Source organism: Arthrobacter sp. UYP4 (assembly GCF_057291175.1).
In genome coordinates this window covers 448,212-463,971 of the sequence record NZ_JBXAVU010000002.1, presented here as the reverse complement: position 1 = coordinate 463,971, position 15,760 = coordinate 448,212, and the positions used below count along the sequence as shown (strand labels likewise).

Annotated in this window: 10 protein-coding genes; 3 read left to right on the top strand and 7 right to left on the bottom strand. The window is 69.8% G+C overall.

All coding sequences use genetic code 11. The features are described 5' to 3' along the window. The first annotated feature begins 17 nt into the window (after positions 1-17). Together AC0Z9V_RS10885 and AC0Z9V_RS10880 are read left to right on the top strand one after the other, a co-directional pair. Complete coding sequence (locus tag AC0Z9V_RS10885) at positions 18-1,676, top strand: glycoside hydrolase family 13 protein (RefSeq protein WP_485141682.1); 1,659 nt, start codon at positions 18-20, stop codon at positions 1,674-1,676. 323 nt (positions 1,677-1,999) lie between these two features. After that, entirely contained in the window at positions 2,000-2,623 is a 624-nt protein-coding gene (locus AC0Z9V_RS10880) for a DnaJ family domain-containing protein (RefSeq protein ID WP_133082658.1), read from the top strand. A gap of 343 nt (positions 2,624-2,966) precedes the next feature. Here the strand turns inward: AC0Z9V_RS10880 and AC0Z9V_RS10875 are convergent, their stop codons facing one another. The 7 genes from AC0Z9V_RS10875 to AC0Z9V_RS10845 all read right to left on the bottom strand — a co-directional run bounded on the left by AC0Z9V_RS10875 (position 2,967) and on the right by AC0Z9V_RS10845 (position 14,557). Further along, positions 2,967-5,447 carry a glycoside hydrolase family 65 protein gene (locus tag AC0Z9V_RS10875; RefSeq protein WP_485141484.1) on the bottom strand — a complete coding sequence of 827 codons (2,481 nt, stop codon included), beginning with the start codon at positions 5,445-5,447 and terminating at the stop codon, positions 2,967-2,969. A 14-nt stretch (positions 5,448-5,461) separates the two neighbouring features. Beyond that, positions 5,462-6,241: an HAD family hydrolase gene (locus tag AC0Z9V_RS10870; RefSeq protein ID WP_485141483.1), complete on the bottom strand. Its 780-nt coding sequence runs from the start codon at positions 6,239-6,241 to the stop codon at positions 5,462-5,464. A gap of 327 nt (positions 6,242-6,568) precedes the next feature. Further along, a complete protein-coding gene (opgC, locus tag AC0Z9V_RS10865) occupies positions 6,569-9,151 on the bottom strand; it encodes an OpgC domain-containing protein (RefSeq protein ID WP_485141482.1) in 2,583 nt (860 codons plus the stop codon). Beyond that, the gene (locus AC0Z9V_RS10860; RefSeq protein ID WP_208740461.1) at positions 9,148-11,208 is read right to left on the bottom strand and encodes a glycosyltransferase; all 2,061 of its coding nucleotides are present in this window, start codon (positions 11,206-11,208) and stop codon (positions 9,148-9,150) included. Before AC0Z9V_RS10860 ends, opgC begins: the two co-directional genes overlap by 4 nt. 250 nt (positions 11,209-11,458) lie before the next feature. Further along, positions 11,459-12,145 (bottom strand): NADPH-dependent F420 reductase, encoded by a 687-nt coding sequence (locus AC0Z9V_RS10855; RefSeq protein WP_485141481.1) that lies wholly within the window; start codon positions 12,143-12,145, stop codon positions 11,459-11,461. A 34-nt stretch (positions 12,146-12,179) separates the two neighbouring features. Beyond that, positions 12,180-12,956: a response regulator gene (locus AC0Z9V_RS10850; RefSeq protein ID WP_485141480.1), complete on the bottom strand. Its 777-nt coding sequence runs from the start codon at positions 12,954-12,956 to the stop codon at positions 12,180-12,182. Then, positions 12,953-14,557 (bottom strand): ATP-binding protein, encoded by a 1,605-nt coding sequence (locus AC0Z9V_RS10845; RefSeq protein ID WP_459267534.1) that lies wholly within the window; start codon positions 14,555-14,557, stop codon positions 12,953-12,955. Before AC0Z9V_RS10845 ends, AC0Z9V_RS10850 begins: the two co-directional genes overlap by 4 nt. Before the next feature lie 193 nt (positions 14,558-14,750). On the opposite strand from AC0Z9V_RS10845, the gene AC0Z9V_RS10840 reads away from it, so the two are divergent. Further along, positions 14,751-15,758: a Bug family tripartite tricarboxylate transporter substrate binding protein gene (locus AC0Z9V_RS10840; protein ID WP_133082666.1), complete on the top strand. Its 1,008-nt coding sequence runs from the start codon at positions 14,751-14,753 to the stop codon at positions 15,756-15,758. Positions 15,759-15,760 lie beyond the last annotated feature (2 nt).

Sequence of the window (15,760 nt, the reverse complement as noted above, 5' to 3'; positions counted from 1 at the left end):
ATGCGCTCGCCGAGCGCATGCAGGACCCCTCCTGGTGGCGCCAGGCCGCCGTCTACCAGATCTACCCGCGCAGCTTCGCGGATTCCAACGGTGACGGCATCGGTGACCTGAAGGGCATCACGTCCCGGATCCCGTACCTCAGGTCCCTGGGCATCGACGCCGTCTGGCTGAGCCCGTTCTACCCCTCCGCACTGGCTGACGGCGGGTACGACGTCGACGACTACCGCGACGTCGATCCCAAGCTCGGCACCCTCGAGGACTTCGACGAGATGGTGGCCGCGCTGCACGAGGCCGGCATCAAGCTCATCGCCGACATCGTCCCCAACCACACCTCCGACCGGCACGCCTGGTTCCGGGAGGCACTGGCAGCGCCGAAGGGGTCGGCCGCGCGGGCCCGCTACATCTTCCGCGACGGCAAGGGTCCTGACGGCGACGAGCCGCCGTCGGACTGGGACTCCGTGTTCGGCGGACCCGCCTGGGAGCGGACCGCGGACGGCCAGTGGTACATGCACATCTTCGCCCGGGAGCAGCCCGACCTGAACTGGGACAACCGCGAGGTGCGCGACGACTTCCTGAAGACCCTGCGCTTCTGGTCCGACCGCGGTGTCGACGGCTTCCGCGTCGACGTGGCCCACGCCCTCACCAAGGACATGACCGAACCCCTGCCCTCGAAGGCCGAGCTCGGCGCCGAGGACGAGAACCACAACGGCCGGCACCCGTTCTGGGACCGCGACGAGGTCCACGAGGTCTTCGCCGAATGGCGTGCGGTGTTCAACGAGTACACCCCGCCGCGCACGGCCGTGGCCGAGGCCTGGGTCCACGCCGAGCGCCGCGCCCGCTACGCCAGCCCGGAAGGGCTCGGCCAGGCGTTCAACTTCGATCTCCTCAAGGCCGACTGGAACCCGGGCCAGTTCCGCGACATCATCACCAGGAACCTGGTCGAGGCGACGTCCTCCGGCGCGTCGTCCACCTGGGTGTTCTCCAACCACGACGTCGTCCGCCACGCCACGCGCTACGGGCTCCCGCCGGCCGACCCCGACAGCAGGAGCAAGCCCGGGCAGGGCGGGCAGGGCGGCCAGGACGGATCGGCCTGGCTCCTGAGCGGTGGCACCGAGCCGGCCCTGGACCGCGACCTCGGCGAACGCCGCGCCCGCGCCGTCACGCAGCTCATGCTGGCACTCCCGGGCTCCGCCTACGTGTACCAGGGCGAGGAGCTCGGACTGCACGAGGTCGCCGACATCGCCGCCGAGGACCGCCAGGACCCGACGTTCTTCCGCAACACGGGCGTCGACGTCGGCCGTGACGGCTGCCGCGTGCCGCTGCCGTGGACCAGGGACGGCGAGTCCTTCGGCTTCGGGTTCGGCGGCGCGCACCTGCCGCAGCCGGAGTGGTTCGGCGAATACGCCGTCGAGGTGCAGGAGGGCGATCCGGCCTCCAACCTCAGCTTCTACCGCCGTGCCCTGGAACTGCGGCGCGAACTGCAGGGCGAGGAGGACTTCGACTGGGTGGCAACGCCCTCCGCCGACGTCCTGCACTTCACGCGTCCCGGCGGATGGCACTGCGTCACGAACTTCGGGTCGTCGCAGGTGGACCTGCCCGCCGGCAGGGTGGTGCTGAGCAGCTCGCCCCTCGTCGACGGCCGGCTGCCGGGGGACACGACGGCCTGGCTCGTCTAGTACCTGCTGTCCGACGGCGGGCCCCTCCCGGGTGCCCGCCGTCGTCGTTCCCGGCGCTCCGGTGGCCATGCTGCGGCTGCGTGCACGTGTTTCGGTGGCTTTGCTGCGGCTTCGTGCACGCGTTTCGACCGAAAAGCCGCGTGTCGCGACGGGACACGCCGTGGAAACGGGGCGGAGCCGTCGGAACGCGTGCACGAACCCGCACCCTCGCGCGTGCGACCCCGCGGCGCGAGGCCGTTCGTCCGCAGGAGAATCGGTTGCGGGCCCCTCGGCCCCGTCGGAATACTTGAAGGACCGGAACGAGCGAGGCGGAGGGCAGCGGCATCAGCGGGTCCCAGGAGCACGAGGAGAGGCTGCGCAAGGCGGCCCAGTACCGGGCTGCCCGGGGTGGCGGAGGCGATGCGAGCGATGCACTCGCCGAGCTGGAACGCCAGAACGACGACGGCGATGCACCGAACGGGGAGATGGCCCCGCTGCGCACGGGGGAGGACGAGGTCCGGCGGGCACGCCTGATCGTCGACCGGGCCGTGGCCCGCGGGGAGTTCGACGACCTGGCTCTTGCCGGCAAGCCGATCCCCGGCCTGGGGGAAGCACACGATCCGGACTGGTGGGTCAAGGGACTCATCCAGCGCGAGAACATCACTGGGCTCGGACCGCGGGCCATCCTGCTCCGCACGGAGGACGCTGAGCTCGACGACCGCCTCGACCGCCAGTACACCGAGCGGCAGGTGCGCGAGGTCCTCGAGGATTTCAACTACCGCGTCATCGACGCGAGGCGCCAGCTCCTCGGCGGGCCGCCCGTGATCACGAAACTGCGCGACGTCGACGCCGAGGTGGAGCGGTGGCGCGAACGCCGGGCCGCAGCGCGCCTCGCGGCGGAGGCGGCCGCGCCGCCGGAACCGCAGAGGGTGTCCTTCTGGCGGCGCATCTGGCGCGGCTCCAGCTGAGCCGCGCCGGGGACGGTCACCACGGGACGACGCCGATCGCGACCAGATCCGCTGTCGACGCGCACGCCTGACGGTCGCCGGCTCCGGCCCGACGGTCGCCGGCTTCGACTGGCGATCGGTGGCTCCCACCTGAGGGGCACCGATCAGACATGACGGTCGCCGGCTTCGACCTGGCGGGCACCGATCAGACGTGACTGGCGCCGGCCTGAGCCGGACGACGGCGTGCCCGCATCCCCAGCCGTGCGTGGCCCGCGTCCCTGCCCGACGGCGTGCCCGCATCCCCAGCCGTGCGTGGCCGCAGCCTCGCCCGCGGCTCACGCCACGGCGTGCCGCAGGAGTGCTGTCAGGGCCTGACTGTGACAGTGGGCATCGACGCGGTCACCAGCGTGCCGTCCGCCCGCCGGGTCCCCTCGATGTCACTCGTGGTCGGAGCGCCGGTCAGGCGCGGACCCTGGTGGCTGAGGTGGACGGTGACGGGACTGCCGGCCTCGACGTGCACGACCTGGCTCCGGACGGAGACCGTCGCGCTTCCACCGGATTCGACCGTCAGCGTCATGGCATGCTGGGTGACCTCCGCGCGCAGGCGTGTCCCGTGCAGGGTCACACGGAAACTCATGCGGGTCCAGCCCTCGGGGAGGCGCGGGTCGAAGGTGATGCGGCCGCCGTGGTCGCGCATGCCACCGAACCCGTAGGTGAGGGCACTCCACACGCCTCCGGTCGATGCGACGTGGATGCCGTCCGAGGTGTTGCGGTGCAGATCGGCGAGGTCCACGAACAGGGCCGACTGGAAGTACCTCATCGCCAGGTCCTGGTACCCGACCTCGGCGGCGATGATCGACTGGACCACCGCGGAGAGGGTCGAGTCCCCGGTCGTGAGGGCCTCGTAGTACTCGAAGTCGGCGCGCTTCTGCTCCGCGGTGAACTCGTGGCCCTGCAGGAGGAGCGCGAGGACGACGTCGGCCTGCTTGAGGACCTGGAAGCGGTAGATCACCAGCGGGTGGTAGTGCAGCAGCAGGGGCCGCTTGCTCGCGGGCGTGTTCTCGAGGTCCCACAGTTCCTTCTCCAGGAACGCGGCGTCCTGCGGATGGATGCCCGCGCGCTCGTCGAAGGGGATGTGCATCTTCTCGGCGGCGAGCGACCACTCGAAGATCTCGTCCTCGGACAGGTTCAGGCGTGCGACCATCCGTTCGTAGGCGACCGGATCGTCGGCCCGCAGCGATTCGACGGAACGCGTCGCCGCCTTGAGGTTGGCGCGCGCCATGACGTTCGTATAGAGGTTGTCGTTGACGACGGTCGTGTACTCGTCGGGTCCCGTGACGCCGTGGATGTGGAAATTGTCGTCGCCGTTGCTGCGCCAGAAGCCCAGGTCCGCCCACATCCGCGCGGTCTCCACGAGGATGTCGATCGCCCCGCGGACCAGGAAGTCCTCGTCGCCCGTCGCGGCGACGTACTGCATGAGCGCGTGGGAGATGTCGGCGTCGATGTGGTACTGGGCGGTGCTTGCGGCGTAGTAGGCCGAGGATTCCTGACCGTTGATGGTGCGCCACGGGAACAGCGCCCCACGCTGATTGAGTTCGGCCGCCCGCGAGCGTGCCGGCTCGAGCATGGCCTGGCGGAAGCGGAGTGCGTTCCGTGCCACGAGGGGAGCGGTGTAGCTGAGGAAGGGGAGGACGTAGACCTCGGTGTCCCAGAAGTAGTGGCCGCCGTACCCGGAGCCGGACACGCCCTTGGCTGCGATGCCGCCGCCGTCGGTGCGGGCCGTGGCCTGGGCGAGCTGGAAGATGTTCCAGCGCACGGCCTGCTGGATGGCCGGCTGGCCCTCCACCTCGACGTCGGAGCGCGACCAGAAGTCGGCCAGCCACTCCCGCTGCTTCCGGTACTGCTGCTCGAGGGGGATCTCGCGGGCGCGGTCGAGCGTGCGCTCGCAGCGGTCGGCGAGTTCGCGGACGGGCACGCCGCGGGAGGTGTGGTAGGTGATGGTCTTGACAAGCCGGATGGGCCGGCCGGGCATCGCCTTCACGCGGTAGACGTGCTTGGCGAGGTCGTCCTCGATGTGCGACCGCTCGTCCCACTCGTTGTCCGTGACGAGCTCGTGTTCCACACCGCAGGCCAGGGTCATCGAGGAGTTGGTGGTGCGGTAGCCGAGCAGGTAGCGGGAACCGTCGACGCGCTTGAGCCGTGGCTGGAGCACCCGGTCCTTGAACGCATCCGCCTTGCGGGGGTCGAAGGACGTGTTCTCCGCGACGGGGTTCACCTGGTCCTTGTCGATGCCGTCCTGGCGGTTGAGGATCTGGCTCGAGATGAGGATGGACGCCTCGGCGTCCAGCATCTCCACCTCGTAGTCGACGACGGCCAGGTGGCGGTCCGTGAAGGAGACGAGGCGGCGCGTCCGGACGAGTACGCGCTTGCCGGAGGGCGTGCGCCATTCGAGCTCGCGCACGAGGAGCCCGTCGGAGAAACCGAGACGCCGCGAGTAGCGCAGGATGTCGGCCTCCGTCAGGACGAACGGCTCGTCGTCGACGTACAGGCGGATGATCCTCGCGTCGGGGACGTTGACGATCGTCTGCCCGACGCGGGCGAAACCGAAGGCCTCCTCCGCGTGCTGGATGGGCCAGGTCTCGTGGAAGCCGTTGATGAACGTGCCGTAGTGGTGCCCGTCCCTGCCCTCGTCCACGTTGCCGCGGAGGCCGAGATAGCCGTTGCCGACGGAGAAGAGTGTCTCGGTACGGCCCTGGAGGGCGACGTCGAACTCCGTCTCGACGAGCGCCCACTCTTCCACGGGGAAGTGGTTGCGGTCCAGTGGATCGGAGGTGATGAGATTCATGAGGGATGTCCTGGTCAGGAGGTACGCGCGCCCGGGGCGGCGGTGGCCGGCCGGGTCGGGAGGAAGGGGAGGAGTTCGGCGAGGTCGTCGACGACGGTGTCGGCGCCATGGGCGAGGAGGGTGTCGGCGCCGACGCCCCGGTCGACGCCGATGACGAGACCGAAGGCACCCGCCCGACCGGCGGCGACGCCGGAGTGTGCGTCCTCGACCACCGCGCACGCCGAGGCGGGGAGGCCGAGCAGGTCGGCGGCGTAGAGGTAGGTGTCGGGAGCGGGCTTGCCGGCGATCTCCCGGTCGGCCGCGAGGACGCCGTCGACCACGACGTCGAAGCGGTCGCGGAGACCGGCGGCCTCGAGGACGGGGACACCGTTGCGGGAGCTCGTGACGACCGCGACGGCGACGCCGGCGGCGATGGCCGCGTCGAGGAATGCGAGGGACCCCGGATAGGGTGCGACGCCTTCCTCCTCAAGGGTCTCGTTGAAGGCCCGGTTCTTGCGGTTGCCGAGCCCGCAGACGGTCTCCAGCTCTGGTGCGTCCCCGGGGAGGCCCTCGGGCAGTGTGATGCTGCGGGAGGCCAAAAGTGCCCGGACGCCGTCGTAGCGGGGGCGGCCGTCGATGGAGGCGAAGTAGTCCGCGTCGGTGTAGCCCTCCACCTGCTTTCCCTCCAGATAGGGAGTGAACAGCCGCGACCACGCCTGCATGTGGACCTCGGCGGTCGGGGTGAGCACGCCGTCGAGGTCGAACAGCAGCGCTCCGAGGGACGACAGGCGTGCCGGGGTGGGGAAGGAGGTCATGGAGCCTTCACTGGTGGTGCGGGGGCCGTGAATGGACATCACGGTGCGGATCGACATCGGTGGCGCTGGTGCGACGTCGTCCTGGAGCCGGTGAAGATGTCCGAGCAAACGGGCCGGCCGGACGGGGTCGTCGACGGCGAGACCAGAACTAGGACGAGCGGCCCCGGGGGGCTCATGATCCTGCAGCGGTGCTGCGGAGCCCCTCCAGTCTACCGGTACGAACGGTCCCCCGGGAGCCACGAGGGACCGGGCCGGCACACTTCCCGCGGTCAGCGCCACGGTCCTCCGTCCGGCCGGAGAGTCGCCGGGCGGCCGGGCGGGGGCGGGTCAGTTCGGGATGATCCCGAAGAGGACCCTCCGCTTCACCAGAACCCAGATGACGAGGGTCACGACGGCGTGGATCAGGAGTCCCTGCCAGGCGTCCGTGCGGTCGAGGCCCGGGATGTTCGCCACCGCGAGCACGAAGAACACGTGGAGGATGAAGACGTACAGGCTCGCACGCCCCAGCGGGACGTACAGCCAGCCCGTCAGCGTGTTGATGGGGCGCCAGAACGCGGTCAGGATCACGTGGGCGGCAAGGATGAAGAAGGCCAGGTTCAGGAGCCTGCCGGGCTGCAGGAACACCCGCACGTACGCGGACTCGTACAGGGTCTCGTAGAAGCCGGCCGGGATGAACGGCAGACCGAGTTCCAGCGTGGAATTCAGCCAGAGGGTCCCGAGCACGAGGGCGTAGGCGCCGGTGGCGGCGCCCACCAGGATCTTCCCGCGACGTGTGCTGAGGGCGTCGATGATCGAGCGGCGGTGGTAGCCGAGGACGACGCCGTGGACGAAGATGACCTGCCAGGTCAGCAGGGGGAAGACGTCCTGGAACTGCGAGTCCAGGACCCGCAGCGAGAACACGGCGTCGACCGCGTAGAGTGCCCAGCTGATGGCCAGCACCAGCCACCACAGCTTCTTCCGCAGCAGCAGGACCAGCAGGGGAACCGTCAGCGTCAGCACGACGTAGAGGCCCATGATGTTGAAGGCCCACGGCCCCATGTTCAGGAGCAGCAGGTCCCGTACCGCGTAGGCGGGCGGCGGGTAGTCCACCAGGCGTGCGACGTTCGGGTACAGGTCGTACACGCGCCCCGCGGCTCCCGTTCCGGCCTGGCCTGTTCCGCGGTCCGTGAAGGTGGTCAGCACCGACGCGTCGATGAACGGCACCAGGGAGAGCAGGTAGACGGTGATGACCACGGCCAGGGCCGTGACGTAGAGCTTCACCGCCCGTCGGGTGGTGCTCCTGGCGGCCGCGCCGGCCCCGCGTCGCCGGACGGCGATGGGGTGCACCATCCCGAGGACGACGCCGGAGAGCAGGACGAAGAGTTCCGCTCCGGTGATCGTCCCGATCAGGGTGCGCGAGATGAAGGACCAGGGCCCGGCGACCTCGATGTGGGTGACGACCACCGAGGTGATGATCCAGCCACGCAGCAGGTCGATGCGGGCGTCCCGGGAAGCGTGCTCGTCAGGATACCGCCAGTGCGGAACGAAGCGCCCGGCTGCTCCGGCGAGGAGGACCAGGGCGAAGAGCCCGACGACACAGGCGACGAGCCAGCCCATCACGGCACTGACCGGGGCGCCTGCCTGCCACACCTGCCGGGTCGATTCGTTCGCGTCCGCCTGGTCGACCACCTGAGTGATCGGCCCGAGCCGCACACCCGGTGCCGCATCGAGGGTGTCGCGCAGCGCCGCCACCGTCGCCTCGTCCGCACCGAGCCGCCAGTCCACGGTGTGGCCCTGCGCCTCCGGCTCCTCCCGCTCGGCCTCGAGCCAGGACACCATGCCGATCTCCGGATATCGCGCAGCGATCACCGGGTCGAACAGCTGGTCGAGCCACGCGCGCTTGATGTCCGCTTCAGGGGCGCTGTCGGAATCCTCGGGATCGTGGAGTGCGGCGGTCTGGACGAGGAACCGCTTGCCCTTCGCTGCGGCGTACTCCTTCACGAAATCGATACGGGGAGCGCCCGGGGCCGCGCCGTAAATGCCGGCGAGCTGGTCTGCGAACTTGTCCGGTTCCGGGAGCACGGAGGTGGTGATCGCGCCGGAGTACTCGCGCGTCCCGTCCGCGTTCGTGGTGGCGCCCTGCTCGTAGCTGCCGAAGTGGTACATGGACAGGCCCACCCAGTCGACGGCGTCGTCCCCCGGGTAGTAGGGCGCGTACGGGTCGTCGCCGCCGTCGATCAGGCCGTTGCCGTTCGTGTCGAGGGCGGTGACGGAGCCGGACGCGAGACCCTCCACGGCGCCGTACGCCTCGGTGAACGGGTAGCCGGCCGCGTACGACGGCGCCCAGACCATGGCGGCGGTCGGCACCTCGGAGTGGATGACACCGGCGAGGGACCGGAAGGCGTCGACGTACCCGGCGGGCTGCTGGCCCCAGCCGTGCCAGGTGCCGTTCATCTCGGGTGCGAAGCGGAGGAAGAAGGCGGTGCGGAACTCGTCGCCGATGCGGCCGAGCGTGTCGGCGAGACGCGCGGCGTCGTCGCCGGTCAGCTCGTCGAGCGGTTTCGTCGGCTCGAGGGTGACGACGGCGACGGCACCCAGGGGTGCTTCCTGCCGTGCGAGGTCGAAGAGGTCGCGCTCGGCCGCTGCGTCGAGCGGGTAGGGGATCGGACGGCTGAAGAACGACGGCGTCGTCCCGGTGCGGTCGGCGTAGGCGCGGGCGTTGTCCTCGGACCAGTCGAGCTCCGGGCCGAAGTAGCGACCCTCCGCGAGGGCTGTCGGGTCCTCGACCGGCACCTGGCCGCTGCCGTGCGTGGTGGCGGGCAGGCCCGCGGCATCGGCCTGCACGGGCAGGCTTCCGGCCAGGAACCCCAGCACCAGTGCCACCGGCAGGACCAGGCGGATCAGCGCCCGGCTCCCGGCGGCGGCCGTCATCCCTTCGCTTCCTGGCGGGCCTTGGCGGTCGCGATGTCCGACTGGTAGTGCTCGTATCCCCGGTAGCGGACGGCTTCGATGATGACACTGAAGATGACGAGGTCGAAGAGGACCCAGACGATGTTGACGGAGGTCCCCAGGATGTCCGCCTGTCCCACGGCCATCCGGATGATGCCGATGACCACCGCCGCCACGAGCAGCCCCATGGCCCACAGCTGCGGCTTCACGAGGTCCCACCGCAGCTGGTTGTCCTGCTGCAGGGTCTTCGGCGTCACCGCGAAGTCGAGGCTCTTGCCCAGGTAGACGTTGCCGAACGCCGAGGTGATCGAACGGATCCAGACGGGGAACAGCGCCAGCGAGTACTGCTGCCCGCGCCAGGTCTTCACGCCCTTGCCGACGACGGCGAACAGCAGCTGGTTGACCAGGAGGAAGGGGATGAGCCGCAGGAAGAACTCGGTGCTGATGGAGCTGACGGGCAGGATGCCGAAGATCAGGTAGATGATGGGCGCGGCGATGTAGACGACCGCGGCGAAGCCGGAGAGGTAGCTCCACATGGTCGCCGCGTACATGAGCCGCTGGGCGATCGAGAGGCCCTTCTGTGCGAACGGGTTCTCGCGGAACATCACCTGGATGGTCCCCTGGGCCCAGCGGAGCCGCTGGGTCAGCATGGAGTTGAGGTCCTCGGGAGCGAGTCCGTCGGCGAGCTTCTCGTGATGGTAGGCCGTCTCCCAGCCGAGGCCGTGGAGGCGCATGCACGTCGCCATGTCCTCGGTCACGGAGATGGTCGCCATCGGCATGACGGCCTGCGCCTCACCGCCGCGGTCGGCGTTGACCGACTCGATGAGGAGGCGAACGGCGTCGATCGCGGCCAGCGGCGACCAGGACCGCTGGGCGAGCTGGTCGAGCGCGCCGGCGTCCACGACGGCGAGGTCGGGAGTGCCCGGCGCCCCTCCTTCGAGGCCCTCGATGCCGAGTTCCTCGAGGGAGGCGAGATCCTCGTGGAGCGCAGCCATGTCCGCGGAGACGAGGTCGCGGCTGACCTGCTCCACGCGCTGCTGGAACTCGTAGGTGACCTCGGAGATGCCGTCCCCCTTCTGGAGCCTGCGGCGTACCCGGCGCAGGTCCTTCGCCACCAGGTCCAGGGCATCCGACATCCTCGGGTTGTCGGCGTCGAGGCCCTTCTTGGCCTTCGCGATCACCCGGTCGGCGGTCTTGAGCGCGCGGTTCAGGGAGAGTTCGATCTCCGTGACGTAGCGCGTGACGCCGAGCTGCATGAGCGCCTCACGCCGGATGATGGCGTTCGAGCCGCAGAAGAACGCTGCGTTCCACCCGTCCTTGCCCTGCTGGATGGGGCCGTAGAAGAGCGGTGCCTGGCTGCCCAGGGGATCGGACTCCGGCACGTTGATGAAGACCTGCGGGGTCTGGACCAGTGCCATCCTGTCGTTGGTGAAGTACCCGAGGGTCCTGTCGAGGATGAGCGGGTCGGGAATCTGGTCGGCGTCGAGGATCAGGAGGAACTCGCCGTCCGTGGAGGCCAGCGCGTTGTTGAGGTTGCCGGCCTTCGCGTGCCGCGGCATGTCCTTCCAGTCCGCGGACCGGGTGATCCAGCCGATCCCCTCGGCCTCGGCCGCTGCCCGCACCTCGGCCCGGTTGCCGTCGTCGAGGATCCATGTCCGGTGCGGATAGCGGATGTCCTTGGCGGCCCGGGCGGTGGTGAGGACGAGGTCCAGCGGCTCGTTGTAGGTGGTGATGAAGACGTCCACGGTGAGGCCGGCGGGAGGCTCGGGGGCACTGCGCTTCTTGAGCTTCCACACGGTGAAGCCGAACAGGAGGGAGTCCACGAGGGAATAGGTCTCCGCCAGCACCAGGGGGATGGCGATCCACCACGCGTCCCAGTTGATGGAGTACAGCCACCGCCACACCACGTAGTTGAGGCCGAGGACGGCCGTCACGAGCACGATGGCCCGGATCAGCAGCGTCCGGCCGCCGGACGAGGCTTCCCGCTGAGGGGCCCCACCACTGTCTGCGGACGGATCGTTCGGTGACAGTGTCGTCATCGGCCCAGTACGCTCCACTTCTGTTCTCGGTCTACCTGATCAGGGCTTCGGTGGTGCACCTACGCCGGATCGGTATGAGCGCAGGAGATCACCGGACCCTGAGGGACCATGAAGCCAGCATCCAACGTACCCGAGAGCGCGCGTCGGACGGCGCCCACGGGCAGGCTGCGGCAATACTGAGCAATACCTGCGCGCGCGGGCCGGTTCCGGCACGAATCCTTGCAGGAGCGGGGCAGCAGGGGAGCGGGCGTCAGCCCATCTCGGCGTAGCGCCGCGCCTGGCCGAGGGCCCCGCGCATGCCGTCGGCGTCGTGCACCGTGCCGTACCCCGGGGTGTCGCGCTGGAAGCGCCAGCCCTCTGCGAGGGATCCTGCGTCCACGGCGTCGAAGCCGAACTCGTCGAGGAGCTCCACCACGGCCTGCTTCGCGTCGGAGTCGTCGCCGGCGATCGGCAGTGCACGGCGGTCCGGGGTGCCGGCGGGCGTGCCGTCCGTGGTCAGCTGGGCGGCGGCGATGTTGTTGAAGACCTTCACCACGGAGGAACCCGGGAGATGGCGCTGCACGAGCTCGCTCGTGGTCGTGGTCTCGTCGTCCAGCTCGGCGATCCGGCCGTCCCGGTACGGGTAGTAGTTGCAGGTGTCGATGACCAGCTTGCCGGCGAGCGGCTCCACGGGGACCGAGCCGATGTCCTTGAGCGGGATGGTGACGACGACGACGTCGCCCTCCCGCGCGGCGTCGTCGACGGTCCCGGCACGCGCCGCGTCGCCGAGTTCGCGAACGAGGTCCTGCAGCGTCTCCGGGCCCCGTGAGTTGCTCATCACCACGCGGTAGCCACGGGCGACGGCCAGGCGTGCGAGCTGCGAGCCGATGTGGCCGCTGCCGATGAAGCCGATGGTGCTGCGCGGGGCGCCGGTCCGGGGTGTCGTGTTCTCACTCATGCCCAGCACAACCTCCCCGACCCGGGGTTATTCCTCAACCGCGCGGCGCCCCGTCCGTCCAGACGTAGAACTTCTCCGGTCGCCCGGCCGAGCCGTACTGCGGAACGATCCTCGCCTGGCCCCGGGACACCAGGAACTCGAGGTACCGCCGCGCGCTGACGCGGGCCATGCCGAGCCTGTCCGCGACGTCGGAGGCCGACGTACCGCGGCCCTGGCTGCGCAGGTCCCGCATCACGGCGTCGAGTGTCGGCGCCGAGAGGCCCTTCGGGGTCGTGACTGTTGCGGTGGCCGCACTGCCGACGGCGGCGCCGCCCGGGGCGGTCGTCCGGAGGAGCTGATCGATCCTGCCCTGGTCCAGCGATGCCGACCCGTCCGCCGCGTGGTCCTCGAGGTCGGCGCGGTACGCGACGTACGAGTCCAGGCGCTCGTTGAGCACGGCCGCGTTGAAGGGCTTCACGAGGTAGTGCAGCACGCCGCCGGCCACCGCGGCGCGCACGGTCTCGAGTTCGCGGGCGGCCGTGATCGCGATGACGTCGACGGGTTCGCCCGGCCGGTTGCGCAGCGCACGGAGCACCTCGATGCCCGTCATGTCCGGGAGGTGGATGTCGAGCAGGACGAGCCGTGGCCTCAGCTCGTCGGCGAGTTCGAGTGCACGGGCACCGGTGTGCGCGGCCCCGACGACCTCGAACGCGCCGTGGGCGAGGAGGAACCCGGTGTGGATCCCGGCGACCTGGTGGTCGTCGTCCACGACCAGAGTGGGGATCGGGGGCTGCTGCCTGCGCGGTGCCGCGGGGGGAGTCGCGCCGGTCATGGCACCTGCAGCGTGGTGCGGGGGGTGTCGGCGAGCGACGGCGCGAGCCAGACGGTGAACTCCGCGCCGCCGAGGTCGGAGTCGTCGACGACGACGTGCCCGGAGCGGCGGCGCGCGATGCGGTCCACGAGCGCGAGGCCGAAGCCGCGCGTCCCGGTGGAGCCCCCGTCCTTCGTGGAGTAGCCGGAGGAGAAGATGCCGTCGATGTGCGCTGGCGCCACGCCGGGGCCGTTGTCGGAGACCGTGATGCGCACGGCGTCGTCGTCCGTGTCCACCTGGACGACCACCCGGCCGTCGGGGCGCCCGCTGCCTGCAACGGCTTCCATGGCGTTGTCGATCAGGATGCCGAGCACGGTCACGACGTCCGTGGTGCCGTCCGGCTGGAGCGTCGAGGTGTCGTCGATCGAGAGCGTGATGCCCTTCTCCGCGGCGATGGTGCTCTTCGTCATGAGCAGGCTCGCAGCGTCGGGGTCCTGGATGCCCGGGGCGATCGATCCCGACACGAGCGAACCGCCGTGGCCGGAGCGCGAGATGAAGTCCACGGCCTGTTCGGTGCGGCCCAGTTCGAGCAGGCCCGAGATGGTGTGCATGCGGTTGGCGAACTCGTGCGCCTGCGCCCGGAGCGCCTGCGTGACGTCGCGCTCGCCGTCGAGGTCGGTGAGCAGCTGGTACAGCTCGGTGCGGTCACGGAGGATCATGACGCGGCCCACGCGCGTGCCGTCCACCAGGGCGTCGGACGTGCGGGCGAGGAGGACGCGCTCGCCGGACAGCACGGTCTCGTCGGTGTCGGCGGGATCGACGAGGAGCCGCGCGAGGGCGGGTTCCATGACGTCGTCGGCCAACTGGCCCGTGGCGGCGTCGTCGAGGTTCAGGAGCCTCTTGGCCTCGTCGTTGAGGAGCGCGATCCGGTGGTGCTCGTCGACGGCGACCATGCCCTCGCTGATGCCGTGGATCATGGCGTCGCGGGTCTCGAGGAGGGAGGCGATCTGCTCGGGTTCCAGGCGGTAGATGCGACGCCATACGAGGCGGGAGATCCAGATCGCGCCGGCGGACCCCACGAGTGCGGCCACGATCAGCCAGGCCAGGAGGCGCGGGAGGTCCTCGTAGAGGTCGGCGTCGAGCTCCGACTCCAGTGTGCCGACGGACGCCGTGCCGATGATGCTGCCGGCGCCGTCGTAGATGGGTACCTTCACACGCCAGGACTTGCCGAGCGTCCCGGTCTGGGTGCCCACGAAGATGTCCCCGGAGAGGGGGATGGACGGATCGGTGGAGACGGGCTCCCCGATGAGGTCCGGGTTCGGGTGCGAGTAGCGGATGCCCTCCTCGTCCGTGACGACGACGTAGGTCACGCCCGTGGACTGCCGGATGAGATCGGCGATGGGCTGGATCGTGGCGCTGGGATCCGGCTGGTCGAAGGCCTCGACCACCGAGGGCAGCTGGGCGACCGACTGGGCGACGCCGACCATCCGGCCCTGGTACTGCTCCCGGATCTGCAGGCGCTGCATGGCGACGGCGGTGGAACCCGCCACGGCGACGATGACGAGCACGATGGCCAACTGCAGGAGGAACAGCTGCGATCGGAGCGACATCGTTCGGATCATCCTCATAGTGTGACACGCCGTGTCGCGTCACATCATGGCGCCGCCGGCCGCCGGAGGGGCCGCCGTGACCACAAAGACCAATACGAGCACTACGACCGCATTCTTTACCGCCGATCGGCGGCCTTCCTACCCTGAGGACAGCAGTGGTGACCCGCATCACATCTCGCACTCGAATCTCAAGGAAGAGAAGATCATGACGATCGATCGCACAACGGCGCGCCGTTCGACCCTCACAACCCTCGCCCTCGTCTCCGCCCTGGCCCTCTCGGCCTGCAGCTCGATGACGCAGAGCACCACCTCCGACGAGGCGGACGGTGCCATCGAGAAGCTCCAGATCGTGGTTCCCGCCGATCCCGGTGGAGGCTGGGACCAGACCGGCCGGGCCATGGAGACCGACCTCAAGGAGAACGAACTCGTGGGCAATGCGTCCGTGGTCAACGTGGGCGGCGCCGGCGGTACCAACGGCCTCGCGCAGCTCGCCACCGAGACGGACCCCAACACCCTCATGGTCATGGGATACGTGATGGTGGGTGCCGTGGAGACCAACAATGCGGCCAACCGCATCGAGGACACCACGCCGATCGCCCGCCTGACCGAGGAACCCCTCGTGATCGTGGTCCCCGCGGACTCCCCGTACCAGACCATCCAGGACCTGCTCGACGACATCGAGGCCAAGGGCCAGGGCGTCTCCATCACGGGCGGCTCGGCCGGCGGTGCTGACCACATCCTCGCCGGCTCCGTCCTCAAGGAAGCGGGCATCACGCCCGACAACCTGAACTACATCCCGTACTCCGGCGGCGGCGAGTCCCTCGCGGCACTGCTCGGCAACAAGGTGAACGCCGGTATCTCGGGTGTCGGCGAGTACGCGGAGCAGGTCAACTCCGGCAAGCTCCGCGCCCTCGCCGTCTCCGGTGAGGAGGCCGCGCCGCAGCTGCCCGACACCCCGACCCTCACCGAGGAGGGCGTGGACCTCGTGCTCACCAACTGGCGCGGCGTCGTCGCCCCCGGGAACATCGACGACGCCCAGGCGGACAAGCTGACCCAGCTGGTCACCGACCTGCACGAGACCGACACCTGGAAGGCCACCCTCGAGGAGAACAACTGGTCGGACGCCTTCCTGTCCGGCGACGAGTTCCAGTCCTTCCTCGACGAGGACATCGCCAGCGTCAAGACGACCCTCACCGACATCGGACTGCTGTAGCA